Here is a 15,180-nt window from a genome sequence, read left to right as displayed (position 1 = left end):
CCATCCCCCTCGGTGTTATGTCGAGTTGTATAGCATTCCAAGAAGCTCTGCCATACTCTGACCTATTTGTCTCGCAAGTAGTGGTGGAACAGCATTTCCAACCTGCGTATATTGTGATGTTCTGTTGCCTTCAAAAAAATAATTATCAGGAAAGGTTTGCAGCCTCGCTGCCTCTCGTACCGTCAGGCTTCTGCATTGCGTGGTATCTGGATGGATGAAGTAATGGCCGTCCTTGCTTATATGCGATACAACCGTAGTAGAAGGCTTGTCTTCCAGTTGAACCCTGAACCTGTCGGTAAAAAGTTTCCCAGCTGCTGCATCTTCCACATTGTGATGTGCCGGTCTCAAGTAGTACGGAAAGTCAGCTATACGAGGAAAAGTTTTTCTGGCTTTGGCATAGCAGGATGCATACAAATATCTGAACAAATCCTGACGGATATGAGATCTTGCTGAATGATTAGAATACCCTTTTAGACGTTCATCCATGAACCACCAAGCATATTCCTTGAGCCAGACCGATGGGTGCCCGCCTAATTCTATCGGAATAAACTCTCCCCCTAAAGTCAAATGATCCCGGCTGATACAGCCCATCTCAATTTCTTTCCGCACATCTTCTGGCATGGGTTCAAGTCTGCCTGTGTTCTTTGAAAATTCTTCCAATATCCCAGACCATACGGCAAAACTGTCGAGTTCTTTTGATATGCCACTACGGATCCTCGGCAAATCTAAAATAGCATCCCCAACGGTTACGGTGGTCTGTCTTTCGTAGAGTGGTTCCGGTTTGACATCAAGATCACTTCTAACCCCGACAACAATTACACGATGCCGCCTTTGCGGGATATTATGTTTTTCTGCATGAATTACAAAATCACCCGGTTGAGCCTTCTGTGCATACGGGTTCAGAGTATATAACCGATACCCTTTCTGGCTGTCATTGTGTCCGGCTAAAGACAGGTCATGAAGTATCTTCTCAAATATAGCCTCGCCATTAACCCGCGATGAAAGAATCCCTTTTACATTCTCCATCACGAATACGGGAGGGCGATGTGTCGTGAGAGTCCTGAGATACTCCTTATAAAGATAGTGTCGAGGATCATTTTCGTACTTGGATGGGTCTGACCCGCGCATCCGGGAACGACCCACTATAGAATATGCCTGACAGGGCGGGCCACCGATGAGAACCCATAATTGCTCTCCATCCAAAGCTTCCTTAATCCGTTCGTCTATCTCTAAGGCATGTTCCTTGGCGAGTTCAAACCGCCATGCTTCTTTTTGCGCGGCTTTGGCCTCACGTTCATTCCGACTAAACAATTCCTCTTTTGTTATGCCTTCCCTGCGGATATACCGATAATAATCCTCCGGTACTTTTCCGTCCGGAAACTGCCTGAAGAAGCTTCTCAGTTCCAGTGTTTTATGGGCAAAATGATCCTTCTCTATAGAGAGATGTATCTTGAATACAGGATTACCATTCTGATCCCTTAATGAAGAAAATCCCTCGCCGAGGCCTCCCGGACCGGCAAATAAGTCAATAACTGGTATGCTCATATAGTCTTATACCAAAGTGTTTGCCATAAATCTGGACAATGGGAGTATTCTTCAACCGATAACTCCCCGCCAGTGATTGGAAATACTTTGCCGAATCCGAAATACAGTGAATAGTCGTTAGTGGATAGTGAATAGCCAAACCCCATAAAACCCCCGCGCCGAGTGAAAAAACAGTGAATAGTCGTTAGTTAACAGTAAATAGTTAAGAACATTTAAAACCTCGCTGCCAAATGGCCCCATATGCTCTGAAACTTTGATTTGAATAATTTATTTTCCTATTTTTTTCAAGGGATTGCAAATGATATGAGCCTATATTACTTATTACCACGTTTCCACAAGCTTTTTTTATTGAGCCTTTTTCAATTTAATCTTTTTAGGGGGCATCTTGTTAATTCGAATGCCTAACAATATCATATAAACTCCTATCTGTCTTCACTTGGCTCACTTTTTCCCACTCGATCTCATTCAATTATTCTTATTGATAAGGTTTACAATTACCCTTATCATCACATCTTTCTCTTCAGGCCTGCTTTCGGCAATCATAAGCGTAAGGGCTACAAGAGCATTATCGCCTATCCTTTTGCTGCCATCCTGTCGGTAGAGAATACCGTTGGCATCAAGAAACCATAGAAAGAGAGACGCCGCGATCCGTTTATTCCCATCGACAAAAGAATGATTTTTAACCACAAAATATAGTAGATGGGCGGCCTTTTCTTCAATACTGGGATATACTTCTTTACCTTCAAAGGTTTGATAGATGGCACCGATAGAACTTTGGAAGGATTCGTCTTTTTCACGACCAAAGAGGTGGCTGCCATTAATGCCCGATGTTGTTGCAAGCCTATCCACGGCTTTTCGTGCCGCTTCATAGGTGATTATAAAACATGTCTGTTCTGTGGTATCGCCTATGGCAAGTCTGCTGTAATCATAATCGTCAAGGAGTCTTAGAGCCAGAGAATAATCGCTTACCACTTTGAGAAGGCCCTCTGCTTCCTGTCCGGCCAATTGTCGTTCTTCCACAATACGGCCAAGAAGGTCAATGGTTTGCTGAAGTTCCCGGAGGCGCTCGTTTTGTTCTTTCAGGCGTTTTTCATTGATTGTATAGCCTTTGATAATATGGTCCTTGAGAACCTGAGTTGCCCAGATGCGGAATTGGGTACCCCGTCTTGAATTGACTCTATAACCCACTGAAATAATCATGTCCAGGTTATAAAGGTCCATTATGCGGGTTTTATTGTCAGCCGCAACCTGTGCATTTTTTGCACAGGTTGAATCGGGCGACAACTCCTCATTCTTGTAGATATTGCGAATATGCTTAACAATAACGGAACGATCCCTTTCAAAGAGTACACCCATTTGATGGGCATCCAGCCAGATCGTCTCCTGTTCAAGCCGGACTTCCAGTTTTGCACTGCCGTCTTCTGTTTTATAAAAGAGGATTTCGCCCCTGGATTTGTCCGTCATCAGTTAGACTTTCTGCCTCTGTAGTTTTTATGGCTATAATCTTGACGTGTTCTCATAATCTATCTATTAAACAACATTGTATGACGGAAAATCGGGACATCCTTCAAAACTCCAATGCCTCACCGGCAACCAGTTTGAAATGCCGTGCCGAATTTAAAATACAGTGAATAGTCGTTAGTGGATAGTGAATAGCCAAACCCCATAAAACCCCCGTGCTGAGCGAAAATACAGTGAATAGTGTTAGTGCACGGTTTAATCCCGCTTTATGCGGGACATAGTGAATAGTTAAGAACATTTAAAACCTCAATGCAAAATGGCACTAAATGCAACCTTATGAACCGTAACATTGTAGTTGAATAATTTATTTTCCTCTTTTTTCCAAGGGATTGCAAATAGTTTTCTGCTTCAACGGGTAATTCTGTTCTTTTCGTCTCGTCATCAAATTAAAATCTTTTAGCCTAAAAGTTCATCCAAATGAGGTTTTATTTAAATGTTAAATCGATTTTCTTGGAATATCAGATACATTGTGAGATAATAAAAGAATAGAGAAGCGAATGGAGGTATGCTATATGAGACAGGTTGTTGTTTATCCTGGAGAGGATGGCTGGTGGGTTGCTGAATGTCCAAGCTTACCAGGTTGTATAAGTCAGGGCAAGACAAAAGAAGAAGCCATAGAAAATGCCAAAGAGGCAATTCAAGGCTATATATCTGCGCTTAAAGAAGATAATTTTGCCGTTCCCGAAGATAGATTTGATGCCTTACTTGTTGCGGTATGAGTAATCTGCCAAGAATCTCCGGACGTGAATGCGTCAAAGCACTAAACAAGGCCGGATTCTATTTTAAGAGACAAGAGGGAAGTCATATTGTCTTAAGAAGAGATAATCCTTTTGGGCAGATAGTTGTACCTGACCATAAGGAACTTGACAGAGGAACGCTTAGGGCAATCATAAGATCCGCAGGTCTTGGTATTGATGAATTCAATAGAATGCTATAAACAAGAAAGGTAGTGTCATCAACGCTATATATTACTTTATAGTCTCCTGATCTGATTCTGAAATAATTTGTTTCTCTAAGTTTTTTAGAACCGACTGGCTTCGGGTTATTTTCCAGGGAGAGTATCTTGTTTCGAATCTTGTCCTGTTCAGCTTGTGGCAATCGAAGAAATTCTTTTTCGGCCCCATTTTTTGATATTAAACCAAAAATATCATGCAGCCTGCGCCGGATAGAGGTCCGGGAATAGATACCCTGCCACAAAGGTCGGGAAGGCTATCCTCACCAACCCCTTCGGTGTATCGGAAACCAGTAACCCTTCATTCAGCAACTGTCCCAGCAGCATCCTCCCTGTCCGTTCCGCCATACCAGAGACCCGGATCATGTCCCCCCTGGTTGCCTCGCCTCGCAGAAGGGCTTCCTGCAGCATGTACGCAGCCTCCGTCTTAAGCATAGGATTCCCAGGCTTTGGTGCTGGAGCAACCTTAGCTCCCCGCAACTGTACATACCCTTTTATCCTTTCGAGTAGTCCGTCCAACTTCAGTATATTATTCATATAATCGATCTGATCCAGACAAATATCAAAGAAGAATCTGCAAAACTTCACCAGTCCCTCATTGGACAGATTTCCTCTGCCGTCGTAATCGTTACGTCGCGATGCGTCCGCCCAGGTCAGCGCCGCCATATAGTCATCGCGGCGTCGCGCAAGTCCCCGGCTCACATTCCACAAACCGTATCCTGGAAGAGGGAGTCTCCGGAAACATGCGTCCGTGTAAAGCCTTGCCACCCGGCCATTGCCATCGAGGAAGGGGTGAATCCACATAAGGCGGTGATGAGAGGCAGCAGCAGCTATTATGGGCATAATACCGTGGCAGGTTCCGCTTTTATAAAAACCGGCAAAACGTTCCAGAAACTCCGGCAAAGATTGGGCCAGGGGGCCGACATGCCGGGCAACCTGAATCTCCCGCTGCCGCAGCTCCCCACCGGCTACTTTCAGCACCTCGCCATTTTCTTCGTCTTTCATCAGGCACAATTCCTCGGGAAGCCGGTTATAAAAAATTCTATGTATCATGCAGAGAAAATCCGTACCCGCCACGTTAAGTTCAGGTTTGTCCTGAAGAAGCGCCTCGATTTTGCGCTGACAATCGATATGGGCAAGACTTTCAATTTGCAGGTCCCGTTTGACAGGATCACCAGCATAATCGTTCCGCATTGCCCGCTCGATGTCAACAGGATGAGTGCTGTGTCCCTCGATAAGATTAGAGTAATAGCTGTTAACGAGCCGCAGCAATTCAGCTATCGGCCTCTGACTCAAAGGATGCAGTTGGCCTCCCAAAGCTGCGGACCGTGCGATGATTTCCCGGGCCATATCTTCGAGACCAGTATCTCCGGATGGGAGCAAAGGTTCCATTTGGGATATTCTGTCGTACATATTGCCTATCCTGATGCCGAAGTAATATACTACATAGATATATATCAGCAAAGGATATTTATGTCAACTAAAAGAATAAATATGATACTTTCTGCCGATTGTATTGCCGATTATATTTACCAGTTAAACGATTTCCTCAATCGGAGTGGTCAAGGTCACTGAGCGTAAAAGCACCGGATTTATTCTCAATTTCTTATTATTTTTTAATGATAAAAAAAGAATAACCGCCGGCCTCCCTGCCTGATGGCTACCCTGTTCCCAAACTTTTCGGGAATCCACTTCTCTAAAAGTCTACAAGAAGATGATACAGATTCTGAAAATGGCCTTCTTCGGTTTTGAAGAAGGCCATTTATCACTAATACTATTGCAAAACTTTCTGTAACTATTCCAGAACTTTTTGAAACCATTCCAAAACTTTCTGAAATCCGACATAATAGATACCTGCACCTTATCTCTTCAGGTTCATAAGCTCCTGGAGCACTTCATCAGTTGTTGTAATTACCCGTGAGTTTGCCTGGAACCCTCTTTGAGCTACTATCATCTTTACGAACTCCGTCGCAAGATCTACATTCGACTGTTCAAGGGAGTTAGGATTTATCTTGCCGAGGCCTCCACTGCCAGCAGCACTTGTATATGCCGGACCTGAATCAAGAGTTTCCGAAAACAAATTGCCGCCTTCTCTCCTCAATGCCTGCGTATTGTTAAAGTTAGCAAGCGTAATCTGGTAAAGGTCAAGTATCTGCCCATTAGAGTAATGGCCTGAAATTATCCCTTCTGCGCTTACTGTTACATTTGTCAATACACCGGGAGGATAACCGTCCTGTGTCTGAAAATTTGTCGTAGACGCAATAGGATACTGAGTTGATGTACCGCCGCCGGAATCTGAACCAAAGACCAGTTCTATGTCTTGAGCTTGAACAGCCCCCTGAGAGAAATTAAAGGAAACCGTCACAGGATCCCCTCCGGCAATTAGTGTACCGTTGTTGTTAAAGGTCAGCGTACCCCAATCCGCCAATGTATCCACACCTGTTACCGAATCAGCTGAATCCAGAACAGCCGCCCATTCCCATACGCTTTGGTCCGTAGTTGTTTCATATGCCTTTCTGAAATATACATTCACAACATGACCCTGACCAAGCGAATCATATGCCGTAATGGATGAGGAATAGTTGGATGTTGAAGTCGGGTTCTGTGAAGCACTCAAATAATCATATTGAAATCCGGATATACTAAAAGTCTGGGCAGTACCATCAGCTCCCAATGCTGCTGCCGTTGTAAAATCCAGTCCCGAACCTCCAAAATCCGTGTAGGGTAAGCCAGCCGCTACAGTGTCTGAATATGTTTCCGTAGTTCCTGTTAATCCCCCTTCAGGGTCTTTGTCTGCTACAACAATTGTCAATACTCTGTTTAAGCCTACTGTACTCATAGTTGCAGTATAATCACCAACCCTCGGGTATGTACCTTCACTCCCGGAAATGGTTGAAATAGACGTGCCTGCTCCGCCAAGAGCACTTATGGTGCCTTTCCAGTCTGCATCAGACTGGAGGTTTAAAGCCATGCCGATCAATTCGGTTGCCCTTGGCTTGCTTGGTTCAGGTGAAATTACTATGTCCTTATCCACGCCGCTCGGTGCGTTTGTTGTCCTGTCTATTTCCCTCCCTTGCAGAATATATCCTGCCGGGTTGGTCATATCACCTTCCTTGTCAAATCTGAACTGGCCTGCCCTTGTGTAATATGTCGAAGAATCATCGGCTGAGTTGACTAAAAAGAAACCCTGCCCGCCTATGGCCAGGTCTGTAGCCTCACTTGTAGTTTCAAATGATCCCTGGGCAAACAACGTATCGACCGAGCTCAACGCGGTGCCCCTACCAACCTGGCTTGTACCCGAAGCGCCATTGATAGACTGGTACAACACATCCTCAAACGTGGCCCTGGCGCTTTTATAGCCGACAGTATTCACATTTGCAATATTGTTGCCGACGACATTAATAGATTGTGTGTTGGACATCAGACCGCTGATACCTGAAAAGAATGAACTCAGCATGTTAATACCTCCTATTCTTTAATTTGCTTAACTGTACTTACCGAATAACTTTCTCCGCTGTTTACAACAAGAAGAGGCGTTCCGCTTGTCGACACATCCAGTGCTTTTACAATTTTATATACACTCGGTGTGCAGCCTATAGATTTATTGTTTTTGTATGCCATGGATGACATGGTCACAGTATCATTACCATCATAAGTGTACACAAGAGCTTCTCCCTTATTGATGCTCACCTCTTTTAAGGAACCATCAGTTGCGCTTTTTAATGTCAAAACTACCTTATCGAAATCACCGGATGGAGTTAAATAAACCTGATCTCCCTTTGCAAGCACATTGCTGTTTACGTTTATTTTTTTACCTATTGTCGAAATCCACTGGGTCGCACTGCCTTTTTCCATTGTTGTTTTCATCGTATCAAGCGAACTTGCTATGTTCTGCAACTGTTCTACCGAAGTAATCTGCGCAAGCTGGCTCATAAATTGATCTGCTTTCATGGGGTCTAAGGGATCCTGGTATTTCATCTGTGAAACAAGAAGATTCAGGAAAGCATTTTTGTCGATTGTAGTCGCTTTTGATGTTGTCGCTGATCCTGTTGTTGATGCTGTTGTTGCACCACTCACTGCCTGTACTACTGCCATTATGCACCCCCTTGTACTGATGCTTCTAAGAATTCTATAAAATCATCCTGTTTTGCCTTTTCTTTGGAATTCCTCTGATTTTCCTGTCTCGCTTCTCTTCTCTCAAAACTGCCGTTGCCATCAGGATCAACAAAAATATTTGTATATATATTCTTTTCTTCCAGGTTATGGATGATATCATTCTTCTGAGTTTGTAATATGTTTATAAGGTTTCCGTTTGTTGTCTTGACATCGACCATAACCCTTTGTCCATCGTTTTTCAGCCCAACCAATAACGTGTCATTATCATTGATTTTTAACCTGACAATCATATCCATGGATTGGCTTTTGGTTGAGTACTGTTCAACAATTTTCTCTATTTTTTCTGTCATAACGGATGAGAATAAGGTTTCCTTCACAATTTTATTGCTCTGCGCTTCCCTGACAAGTGCGTTGTCAAAATTGTCCTGTTTTGAAAAAGACATATAATCATCATCTTTAGATACTAATTTCAGATCCTTGCTCTGTATATCCGTAAAATCCTTTTCCCGGGTTATTGCTGACTCATCGAACTTTTTTTCCACTTGAGCAAATAATGCCTGGGTACTGTTATCTTTGCTTCCGGAATACCCGGCATTCAAATCAGCCTTCTGGTATTTCGCAAAAAATGCTTCTTTGCTGCTGTTTTTTCCCTGATTTAAAGCATTGGCAATGTTTCTCGCTAAAACTTCGATGTTGTCCTGCACATCACTGCTCACTTCAATAAGCGGCTTTTTTTGATTGCTTGCTGATAATATTTTTTCTCTGCTCAATATATTGTTTATAAAAATCCTTTCTTCTAATGAAGAAGTATCAGAATCATCACTTTTTGCATCCTTATTGAGGGTTTGGTCTTTGTTAAAATACACATTATTTATAACCGGCATAGCTGCAATGCTCTCCGGTAACTGCTGCGACACGGATTTTTCGGTCTCGCCCTTTAATGTGATTTTAGACAATCCGTCAAACAAAAATTTTACGTCCTTTCCTTCCCTGAGGCTTTCGTTTATGTTTTCAGCAGATATTGAATTATCATCAGAGAGGTTTTCTCCGACAGTTTCAGCAATATCGGGATCACCATATTTTTTGCTTAGTGTTTGAGAAATATTGTTAAGAAGAAGCAGCAAGGCTTGAACTTGTGCCATCTCCATTCCGGTAACATCAATATCGACAGTATTTTTATCATCGGCTTCGCTGCCGTCACCTCCTCCATTCAATTGTTGCTGCGAAGGATCGCCGCTGACAATACCTGCGTCTTTTCCTGTCTGTGTATTGGAGATATTCTGTAATAAACCCAGAAGTAACGGGTATATATACTGTATGCAAGGCTGTTGGGAAACAATACTGTTTCCCATCCCCATTACATCCTCTTTTAAACAACCGGCATTCATAATGTTATTAAGGACACTCATAAAATTTTTAGAGTCTCCTTCCAGAGAAGCCGCTTGTCCATCAGACTGATTCATATTTACCGAACCGTTGAATCCCGTAAACATATTATTAATAAGTAGATTTTCCATACCCATTTATATAACAATATTCGTGCCATAACTAATTTTCTAATTATTTTATTGGGTTGTATGTTTTGAGTGTATTTTTACCGGGAATATTGGTGGAAAATTATTCCCTGGAGGGAAATTATTTCCTATTTTCTCTCATCTCTTGAGGCCAGTTCATCAAGCATTTTCTGTTCTTTTCTGTTTTCTGATTTTTTGATGATTTTTAATTCTTTTGATTTCAATGTCTCAAGCATTTTTATTTCTTTTATCATCTCAAGAAGCTCCGTCCTCAAAGCATTCTCCTCGGCTCTCAGCTTCTCTCTATTGTTGATCATCTCAAGCTTTTTATTTTCAAGAAATATTACATATTCCTTTATTACATAGATATCATTGCCATTCATTAATGTTCCGGTTATTTTATTATAATTCAGTTCAATATCACTATCTGTATCATTGATGTCATTTGTTATTTTATTTATCCCGGCAATAACGGCTTCCATTTCCTTTTTCTTATCATCCAGCATTTTCTCTTTTATTTCTATGATTCTTTCAATCCTGAGTTTAGGCATGATAAAGAGGGTGAATAGTGTGCGGTTTAATCCCGCTTAATGCGGGACATAGTGAATAGTGAATATCCGGAGTTGGCCGCAGGCTGGTGCCGCGCAGAGTAGGAATTAATTGTGAACTTCTATACATAAAACAATATCTTCATACTGTTAAATGCATCTTCCAGAGTAACTTTTTGATCCACCGTCTGGGCAAGAAAGGCCCTTGCTTTCTCTATCATAGATATTGCATAGTCAATTCTTTTGTTGCTTCCGGGATTGTATGCTCCGATATTGATTAAATCCTCTGCTCTTTCATACTCTGATAATATCTCTACTATTTTGCTTGAATATTCTATCTGCTCCTTTGATACAATATCTTTCATTGTTCTGCTGATACTCTTTAAAACATCAACAGGCGGATAGTGATTCATATCCGCAAGCCTTCTTGAAAGAACAACATGGCCATCCAGAATTGATCTTGACGAATCCGCAATCGGGTCATCAAGGTCATCCCCTTCAACAAGGACTGTATATATTGCCGTCATGGTACCCTCTTCTTCACCATTGCCTGACCTTTCAAGAAGTTTTGCCAGAAGAGAAAAAACACTCGGCGTATAGCCTTTTGATGTCGGGGGTTCACCAATGGCAAGTCCGACTTCCCTTTGCGCCATGCCAAAGCGTGTCAGGGAGTCCATCATTAAAAGCACATCGTTATCTTTATCCCTGAAATATTCCGCAATAGCAATCGTTAAAAAAGCACCTCTTACTCTTATTAATGGAGGCTGATCCGAGGTTGCAACGATAACAACAGAGCGTTCAAGTCCTTCTCCGAGGTCTCTTTCTATGAATTCCCTAACCTCTCTGCCTCGCTCTCCTATAAGCCCTATCACATTAACATCCGCCTCTGTATGCCTCGCTATCATACCGAGAAGAACGCTTTTACCCACACCGGAACCGGCAAATATACCCAGTCTCTGTCCTTTTCCGCATGTTAAAAGCCCGTTCATACTGCGTATCCCGAGATCAAGCGGTTCAGTAATCCTTTTTTTCTTCATAGGATTTACCGTTTCCCTGTATACGGGAATCACGTCAGAACAGTTTATAGGGCCTTTGCCGTCAATCGGATTCCCGAGGCCATCTATAACCCTTCCGAGAAGCCCTTGACCTGCAAATGTGTTCACAGCCCGCTTTCTTGAAAGTATCTTTGAACCTATGCCCACACCTCTTAAGTCGCCAAGAGGCATAAGCAGGGTCTTCCCGTCTTTAAAACCAACAACCTCAGCGTCAATCGGCACGGTTCCGTCCACCGGATAAATAAGTGCGGCGTCCCCAACCGATGATATCGGGCCTTTTCCTTCAATTACAAGCCCTACAACCTGGTTTACTTTACCGTATACTTTATAAGGATAAAAATCTGTGAGCACTTCCCGAACGGCAAGTGCTTTCTCATCTATCTGCATATCCATTACAAAACTCTTTTTTCAACTCTTCTATCTGCGTGGCAATAGTTCCATCGATATCGCCAAAGTTGGTTTCAATAATAAAACCCGGGTCCTTTAAAGTATCATCCGGTACAATTTTCAAAGGATATATTCGATCTTCAGATATATGCTGGACATCTTCCCTTCTCATTCTGATGGTTATTCCACTCTTTTCTTCACAAATTTCCAGGGCTTTTCTCGCCATATTCAGAACTATCTCTCTGTTTTCATGACATTCTTTTAAAACAATTCCCTCTGCAAACACCAGCGCCAGCTCAACTGAAAGTTTTTCAGCTTTTTTAAAAAGCTCTTCCTTAAGCAATGTCAACGCGGCGATATCTCCATTGAGTCTCTTTACAAGAGGTTCGACCTTTTTCATACCCATTTCATATCCTGATTTTTCCCCTTGAATATATGCATCTTCAAAGACCTTTCTTGCCTCATTTTCAATATCTGCAGCATTATCTTGCATCTGTTGTAATTCAATGTCTAAGGATGTAGGATTATTAGAATTATTAAAAAAAGATACAAACTCATGGCTGCCGTCTTTAGATTCATATTTATCAACAAAATTATTCAAGGTAAAAGGTTTAACCATCTCAAACAAACCTTTCATTTCCTCTTGATATTATTATCTTTCCTTCACCGTCAAGCTTTTTGGCAGTCATCGCAATCCTCACCTGTGCCTGCTCAACATCCGATAACCTTACAGGTCCCATTGATTCAATATCTTCCTTAAGCATAGTAGCAGCCCTTTCAGACATATTTGTAAATATTTTCCCTCTTATACCTTCGGACGCGCCCTTCAAGGCAATTGACAGATCTTCTGAGGATATCTCTTTTAAAATAACCTGAATGCTCTTGTCATCAAGCTGGACAAGGTCTTCAAAGGTAAACATCAATTGTTTTATTTTATCGGCAAGCTCAGGGTTCAATTCTTCAATCCTGCCCAAAAGATCGCCTTCAAGCGTCTTGTCCATTTGGTTAAGAATGTTTGCTACTACATCTACTCCACCTAGCTGTTTCCCCTCTGCAAAACCCACGGATTCCAATTGCTCCCGTAAAACATTTTCAATTTCAAGCAGAACCTGCTTGTCTACTCTCTCCAGATGCGCCATGCGCATCATAACTTCGCTTTGTATTGTTTCGGGTAGTACGGCTATAGCTTCACATGCCTTCTTTGAATTTAATATAGACAAGATAAGGGCAACTGTTTGAGGATGCTCCCCGCGTATTGTATTTGCAAGCGCTCTGGGATCACAAGTTCTCAAAAATTCACCGGGAACTCCGCCTTTAGATTCCATTGACTCAATAAACATTTCTGCCTTTTCATCACCAAGACTTTGCTTTACAAGAGATTTGAATTTATTTTCACCATCTACTACTGAGCCGTTTTTATCAAGTTTTTTTATAAATTCATCATGAACCAGTCTCACAATCTCATCCGGAATAGACTTTAATCTGGATATTTCCTGTCCGATAGCTGCAATTTCAACTTCGTCAAGCTCTTTGATTACTTCTTTCGAAAGCTCTTCATCCATAGTCAAAAGCAGTACTGCTGCCTTCCTTAATCCGTTTATATCGGCAAGGTTCATAATTATGTTCCTTCCTTGACCCATTCCTTAATGATAGATTTGACAAATTCCTTGTCCTTCATTGCACTGACAAGGGCCGGCTGCGGTTTAACAGCACCTGCTACTGCCGCCTCCGTGTTTTCGGCTGTTGCACCTCCGCCACTGCCTATATACATATCTTTAACACCTTTGACCTGCTTCAAAGGTGTTGATCTGCCGCCCTTGCTTTTTAATAAACCGATAACAGGCTTTATTACAAAAAAGAGTATCGATACGAAGATGATAATATAAAAGACATACTGGCCAATATTATACATCAATTCTTTTCTTTCGGCTTTTTCAAGAAGCCCTTTTTCATCAGCAAGGTTTTCTGTCTCAAAGGGCACACTCACAACCTCTATCTTATCTCCCCTTGCTTCATCGTAACCTACTGCGCGAACAACAAGATTTTTTATATCATTCAATTCTTTCTGCGACCTGGGGACATATTTCAATTCTTCTTTTTGCCCTTTTACTTTTTCATATTTGCCGTCAACCACTATTGCAAGAGACATCTTTTTAATATCACCAAAAGGTTCAATAATTTTACTTACAGTTTTGCTAACTTCATATGTGGTATGTGTCTCTTCTCTTTCTGATTCACTTTCCCTTGCCGGCGATTCCTGTTTTTCCCTGCCCATGTCTTTTTTTGTCAAATTCTGTATATTTGATGCAACTCCCGGCACACCTCCTGCTTTTGATGACTTGCCGGCATTTATTTCCCTGCTCTTCTTTTCTACCGTTCTAACAGCTTTATCCGGCATATACTCTTCTTCAACTTTTTCCACCTTTCTCAGGTTAAGCTCCACGCTTGCTCTCACTATAGATTTGCTTGTAGATAAAAATTTGTCGAGCATCGATTGTATGGACTCTTCCACTTTTCTTTCCAGGTTTTTCTGCAGCTCATATTGCTGTGTACTGGCAACAAAAGGTGAACCTGCATCCCCGCCCTTATAAAGGATCTTTCCTGAAGAGTCTATTAATGCTACATTTTCAGGTTTGAGATTCTCAACACTGCCTGCAACAAGTTGGACAATACCCATGGTTTGATCTTTAGTTAATATTTTTCCGGGTTTAAGCTTTAAAAATACGGAAGCAGTAACATCTTTTTCCCTGTCGGTAAAAAGCGTCTTTTCCGGAATGGCAATGTGTACACGCGATGCCTTCACTTCGGGCATCTGATTTATCGTCCTCGATAACTCTCCCTGAACTGCCCTTTTATAATTAATGTTCTGCATAAATTCAGTCATTCCGTAATTTGTCTTATCGAAGAGTTCAAATCCAACTCCGCTGCCTCCGGGTAACGCATTTTGTGAAGCAAGCAAAAGTCTCACATCATATACCTTATCTTTCGGCACATATATGCTTGTTCCGCCAAGTCCCAGTTTATAAGTGACTTTCTGCTCTTTTAATTTTGTCACGATCATCGATGCATCTTCGGTTGAAAGACCTGAGAACAGGGTCTGATAATTTTCTTTCTGAATTAACGATAATCCAAGAATAGAGCCGCCGATTACGGCTACAAAAATAAATACATAGGCATAGAGCTTGTTTTTCGGAGTGGTTTTTATATAATTTTTTGCATTGTTTAGAAACAATTCTGCCGCTGCCATAATTACACCTGCATTCTCATAATCTCTTCATATGCACTGATAATCTTATTCCTTATCTGCATCATCATCTGGAAGGACAGGTCAGCTTTTTCGACTGCAATCATTGTATTGTGAATATCCTGAGTTTGCATTGTTGCAAGCTTTTGGACTTCGTTGTCAGCTTCTTTTTCCAATTCACCTACTTTATTTATAGAATCTTTAAGAACGTCAACGAATGATGTTGTCCCTGTAACTTTTGCAGCACCGGTGCTTCCGGTAAAGCTGGGCAGGTTTAACGTTTCAATCTTCATTTATG

General features: G+C 41.9%; 14 protein-coding genes. 2 read left to right on the top strand and 12 right to left on the bottom strand.

Annotated elements, in window-relative coordinates:
- Positions 1-15: 15 nt before the first annotated feature.
- Positions 16-1,545, bottom strand: a complete 1,530-nt coding sequence (locus NT010_14360; GenBank protein ID MCX5807220.1) for a DNA cytosine methyltransferase — start codon at positions 1,543-1,545, stop codon at positions 16-18.
- A gap of 465 nt (positions 1,546-2,010) precedes the next feature.
- On the bottom strand, positions 2,011-3,009 hold the full coding sequence (locus tag NT010_14355; protein MCX5807219.1) for a virulence protein RhuM/Fic/DOC family protein: 999 nt from the start codon (positions 3,007-3,009) through the stop codon (positions 2,011-2,013).
- A 569-nt stretch (positions 3,010-3,578) separates the two neighbouring features.
- Between NT010_14355 and NT010_14350 the strand changes: the two genes are divergently transcribed.
- A complete protein-coding gene (locus NT010_14350) occupies positions 3,579-3,785 on the top strand; it encodes a type II toxin-antitoxin system HicB family antitoxin (protein ID MCX5807218.1) in 207 nt (68 codons plus the stop codon).
- Positions 3,782-4,003: a type II toxin-antitoxin system HicA family toxin gene (locus NT010_14345; GenBank protein MCX5807217.1), complete on the top strand. Its 222-nt coding sequence runs from the start codon at positions 3,782-3,784 to the stop codon at positions 4,001-4,003. The genes NT010_14350 and NT010_14345 overlap by 4 nt, the downstream gene beginning before the upstream one ends.
- Positions 4,004-4,213: 210 nt before the next feature.
- Here NT010_14345 and NT010_14340 read toward each other — a convergent pair whose 3' ends face one another.
- From NT010_14340 to fliE, 10 genes are all read right to left on the bottom strand, one after another.
- Entirely contained in the window at positions 4,214-5,431 is a 1,218-nt protein-coding gene (locus NT010_14340; protein MCX5807216.1) for a Fic family protein, read from the bottom strand.
- A gap of 448 nt (positions 5,432-5,879) precedes the next feature.
- Positions 5,880-7,475, bottom strand: a complete 1,596-nt coding sequence (locus tag NT010_14335; GenBank protein MCX5807215.1) for a flagellar hook protein FlgE — start codon at positions 7,473-7,475, stop codon at positions 5,880-5,882.
- Between the two features lie 11 nt (positions 7,476-7,486).
- Entirely contained in the window at positions 7,487-8,113 is a 627-nt protein-coding gene (locus NT010_14330) for a hypothetical protein (GenBank protein MCX5807214.1), read from the bottom strand.
- Positions 8,113-9,543 carry a hypothetical protein gene (locus NT010_14325; protein ID MCX5807213.1) on the bottom strand — a complete coding sequence of 477 codons (1,431 nt, stop codon included), beginning with the start codon at positions 9,541-9,543 and terminating at the stop codon, positions 8,113-8,115. Before NT010_14325 ends, NT010_14330 begins: the two co-directional genes overlap by 1 nt.
- 233 nt (positions 9,544-9,776) lie before the next feature.
- A complete protein-coding gene (locus NT010_14320) occupies positions 9,777-10,199 on the bottom strand; it encodes a flagellar FliJ family protein (GenBank protein ID MCX5807212.1) in 423 nt (140 codons plus the stop codon).
- Positions 10,200-10,318: 119 nt separating this feature from the next.
- The gene (locus NT010_14315; GenBank protein MCX5807211.1) at positions 10,319-11,644 is read right to left on the bottom strand and encodes a FliI/YscN family ATPase; all 1,326 of its coding nucleotides are present in this window, start codon (positions 11,642-11,644) and stop codon (positions 10,319-10,321) included.
- On the bottom strand, positions 11,625-12,275 hold the full coding sequence (locus NT010_14310) for a FliH/SctL family protein (GenBank protein MCX5807210.1): 651 nt from the start codon (positions 12,273-12,275) through the stop codon (positions 11,625-11,627). The genes NT010_14315 and NT010_14310 overlap by 20 nt, the downstream gene beginning before the upstream one ends.
- Positions 12,259-13,254 (bottom strand): flagellar motor switch protein FliG, encoded by a 996-nt coding sequence (fliG, locus tag NT010_14305; protein MCX5807209.1) that lies wholly within the window; start codon positions 13,252-13,254, stop codon positions 12,259-12,261. The genes NT010_14310 and fliG overlap by 17 nt, the downstream gene beginning before the upstream one ends.
- Positions 13,255-13,256: 2 nt before the next feature.
- Positions 13,257-14,885 (bottom strand): flagellar basal-body MS-ring/collar protein FliF, encoded by a 1,629-nt coding sequence (fliF, locus tag NT010_14300; GenBank protein MCX5807208.1) that lies wholly within the window; start codon positions 14,883-14,885, stop codon positions 13,257-13,259.
- Between the two features lie 2 nt (positions 14,886-14,887).
- Positions 14,888-15,175 carry a flagellar hook-basal body complex protein FliE gene (fliE, locus tag NT010_14295; protein MCX5807207.1) on the bottom strand — a complete coding sequence of 96 codons (288 nt, stop codon included), beginning with the start codon at positions 15,173-15,175 and terminating at the stop codon, positions 14,888-14,890.
- Between the last annotated feature and the right edge of the window lie 5 nt (positions 15,176-15,180).

The organism is Pseudomonadota bacterium (genome assembly GCA_026388275.1).
Lineage (GTDB): Bacteria > Desulfobacterota > Syntrophorhabdia > Syntrophorhabdales > Syntrophorhabdaceae > JAPLKB01.
The sequence above is the reverse complement of the archived record's forward strand: the minus strand, read 5'-3'. Positions and strand labels throughout refer to the sequence as shown.

Bases quoted from the DNA above. Each gene is read 5' to 3' on its own strand.
- NT010_14360 (MCX5807220.1), bottom strand. From the start codon at position 1,545: ATGAGCATACCAGTTATTGACTTATTTGCCGGTCCGGGAGGCCTCGGC.
- NT010_14355 (MCX5807219.1), bottom strand. From the start codon at position 3,009: ATGACGGACAAATCCAGGGGCGAAATCCTCTTTTATAAAACAGAAGAC.
- NT010_14350 (MCX5807218.1), top strand. From the start codon at position 3,579: ATGAGACAGGTTGTTGTTTATCCTGGAGAGGATGGCTGGTGGGTTGCT.
- NT010_14345 (MCX5807217.1), top strand. From the start codon at position 3,782: ATGAGTAATCTGCCAAGAATCTCCGGACGTGAATGCGTCAAAGCACTA.
- NT010_14340 (MCX5807216.1), bottom strand. From the start codon at position 5,431: ATGTACGACAGAATATCCCAAATGGAACCTTTGCTCCCATCCGGAGAT.
- NT010_14335 (MCX5807215.1), bottom strand. From the start codon at position 7,475: ATGCTGAGTTCATTCTTTTCAGGTATCAGCGGTCTGATGTCCAACACA.
- NT010_14330 (MCX5807214.1), bottom strand. From the start codon at position 8,113: ATGGCAGTAGTACAGGCAGTGAGTGGTGCAACAACAGCATCAACAACA.
- NT010_14325 (MCX5807213.1), bottom strand. From the start codon at position 9,543: ATGAGTGTCCTTAATAACATTATGAATGCCGGTTGTTTAAAAGAGGAT.
- NT010_14320 (MCX5807212.1), bottom strand. From the start codon at position 10,199: ATGCCTAAACTCAGGATTGAAAGAATCATAGAAATAAAAGAGAAAATG.
- NT010_14315 (MCX5807211.1), bottom strand. From the start codon at position 11,644: ATGGATATGCAGATAGATGAGAAAGCACTTGCCGTTCGGGAAGTGCTC.
- NT010_14310 (MCX5807210.1), bottom strand. From the start codon at position 12,275: ATGAAAGGTTTGTTTGAGATGGTTAAACCTTTTACCTTGAATAATTTT.
- fliG (MCX5807209.1), bottom strand. From the start codon at position 13,254: ATGAACCTTGCCGATATAAACGGATTAAGGAAGGCAGCAGTACTGCTT.
- fliF (MCX5807208.1), bottom strand. From the start codon at position 14,885: ATGGCAGCGGCAGAATTGTTTCTAAACAATGCAAAAAATTATATAAAA.
- fliE (MCX5807207.1), bottom strand. From the start codon at position 15,175: ATGAAGATTGAAACGTTAAACCTGCCCAGCTTTACCGGAAGCACCGGT.